We start from the raw sequence: 2,181 nt of genomic DNA on the forward strand, positions 1-2,181 counted from the left end.
CCCAGCCAGCTCCACACTCGGCCTGCCCAACCCCGCCGAGTTATGCGACACCACCGCGCTCCCCACCCGCACCGCCGTTGAGGAACATCTGTTCGATGGTCTCATCGCCGCGACGTACCGACCCCGCCCCACGGGCGGGAACCGGTGGACCGCAGCCCAGGCCACCCCCTATCTGATCTTTCTGGCCCACCACCTCGAACATCGCCTCCGCACCACCAGCCTTGCCTGGTGGGAACTCCCCCGCGCTTTACCACGCTCTGTCATGCCCCTCGCGGTCGGGCTTACAGTCGGGCTCGCATTCGGGCTCGCATTCGGGCTCACGTTCGGGCTCGCGGCCGGGCTTGCGGACGGGCTCGGAGCCGGGCTCGGAGCCGGACTCGCCATCAGGCTCGAGGACGGGCTCGGAGCTGGGCTCGCAATCAGGCTCACGGTCGGGCTCTTGGCCGGGCTCGTGGGCGGGCTCTTGGCTGGGCTCATGGGTGGGCTCGCGTTCGGGCTCTCGACCGGGCTCGCGGCCGGGCTCGCGGCCGGGCTCGTGTTCGGGCTCGCGTTCGGGCTCGTGGGCGGGCTCGGCAGTTCTTCCCCACGCCACATCATCCTGCGATGGCCGCGGCTCTCCGATCTCGCGACCGGGCTCGCGACCGGGATCACGGTCGGGCTCGCGGCCAGGATCACGTTCGGGCTCGCGAACGGGCTCGCGAACGGGCTCACGTTCGGGCTCGCGTTTGGGATCACGTTCGGGCTCGCGGTCGGACTCGCGGTCGGACTCGGAATGGACACCGCTGTGGACACGCAACGGGCCGCTGCCCCCGGGGCTGTGCTAATCCACGATCGCGCCAGTGGGCTCGCGTTCGGGCTCGCGTTCGGGCTCGCGGACGGACTCGCGGCCGGACTCGCGGAGGGGCTCGCGAACGGGCTCACGTATGGGCTCACGGGCGGGCTCGCGCTCGGGCTCGTCTCGGTATGGGGACGCCTGGGCATCGCCCGTCTCTGGCTGGCTGGCCGGGGCCACCAGCCTCTCCATCTGATGACCTTCCTCACCGACGCGCACGACCGGGGAATCCTCCGGCAAGCCGGTGCGGTGTGGGAATTCCGGCACGCCAACCTGCAACGCCGCCTTGCCAGCCACCATCACCATCGGGCGTGAGTTGACGCCAACGATGTGCGCTGCGCACGCCAGCTCCCGACGGCACGCCGCCGGCCGGTACATCCGCGGGAATGAGCCGGGCCTGAATCTCCGACCTGTTCGACGGCGGCTGCCAGCACCTCGGCGCCCGGCCCACACCCGTCGCTCCAGGTCACCATCGCCCGGTGCGTCGCCAGGCTGACCGTCGCCCAGGCTCCGGCCCGCCGGTTCGACGCCTTCTCGACCCGGCGGGCGCAGGCTGCACAGGTCATCCCGGGACGGCACGCTCAACCAGCGCGGTGCTGGTGACAGCCGCGCCGGCTGTCGCGCCCGCGGGTGGAGCGGCAGGCGCGGCCGGCATTCTGCTCACGCTCCGACAATCGCTCCGATCGTGTAACCTGCGTCGACGATCGCCGCTTCGATGGCACGCACATCCACCGCCGCGGAGTGGTCCACGCGGACCGAGGTGGACGCGACGTCGACGGACACTGCGCTGACGCCCGGCACCTGGCTGACGGCCGTTTCGATCGCGGCCTTGCAGTGGTCGCAGCTGATGTCGGGTACCTGCACCGTCAGCGCCGTCATTGATGCTCCTACCGCGTCGCGGGCCTCGCCGTCGAAACCCTTTCGATGAAGGGTAGTAGAAGCGTCGGCGGGAGTCCCCGCGCGGCGCGGCCGTCAGGCGGCCGTCGGCCGTCGGCCGCGCGTCACCGACCTGTCCCGCAGCGGAGCGATGGTCATCCCACCAGGGCTGCGAGTTCCGCGTCGACCAGCGCGCTGATCCGGCCCGACCGAGCCTCGTCGACGATCACCCGCAGTTGGTCGACGCTCATCTGGATGCGCTGGCCAAAGTCGTCAGTGAGCACGATCCGCTGTTCCGCGGGCGCCTCGTGGTCGACGAACAGCTCCGGGCAGCCGCAGCTGCACTTGCCGCAGAAGGTCAGGATGTGGCGAGGCGTTCCGGATACACTCATGACAGCTCCAGTGGATAAAAGGCGACAGATTGTTTCCCAGTCTAAGATCTGGCCCGGTGGCTGTCCGGCTTTTTGTTGATG

At 70.1% G+C, this 2,181-nt stretch carries 3 protein-coding genes and 1 pseudogene; 1 reads left to right on the forward strand and 3 read right to left on the reverse strand.

Features of this window, described 5'->3' with window-relative positions; genetic code table 11:
* Positions 1-1,147: pseudogene (locus MJ785_RS16300) on the forward strand (hypothetical protein); the annotation flags it as partial.
* Here MJ785_RS16300 and MJ785_RS22340 read toward each other — a convergent pair.
* The 3 genes from MJ785_RS22340 to MJ785_RS16310 form a co-directional block, all read right to left on the reverse strand.
* Positions 1,132-1,398 (reverse strand): heavy-metal-associated domain-containing protein, encoded by a 267-nt coding sequence (locus MJ785_RS22340; RefSeq protein ID WP_370651751.1) that lies wholly within the window; start codon positions 1,396-1,398, stop codon positions 1,132-1,134. The pseudogene MJ785_RS16300 and the gene MJ785_RS22340 sit on opposite strands and share 16 nt — an antisense overlap.
* 94 nt (positions 1,399-1,492) lie before the next feature.
* Positions 1,493-1,711, reverse strand: coding sequence for a heavy-metal-associated domain-containing protein (locus tag MJ785_RS16305; RefSeq protein WP_239313073.1), 219 nt, complete (start codon positions 1,709-1,711; stop codon positions 1,493-1,495).
* Positions 1,712-1,863: 152 nt separating this feature from the next.
* A complete protein-coding gene (locus MJ785_RS16310; RefSeq protein WP_239313070.1) occupies positions 1,864-2,100 on the reverse strand; it encodes a hypothetical protein in 237 nt (78 codons plus the stop codon).
* Positions 2,101-2,181 lie beyond the last annotated feature (81 nt).

The organism is Protofrankia sp. CiT1 (genome assembly GCF_917627335.1).
Classification (GTDB): domain Bacteria; phylum Actinomycetota; class Actinomycetes; order Frankiales; family Frankiaceae; genus Protofrankia.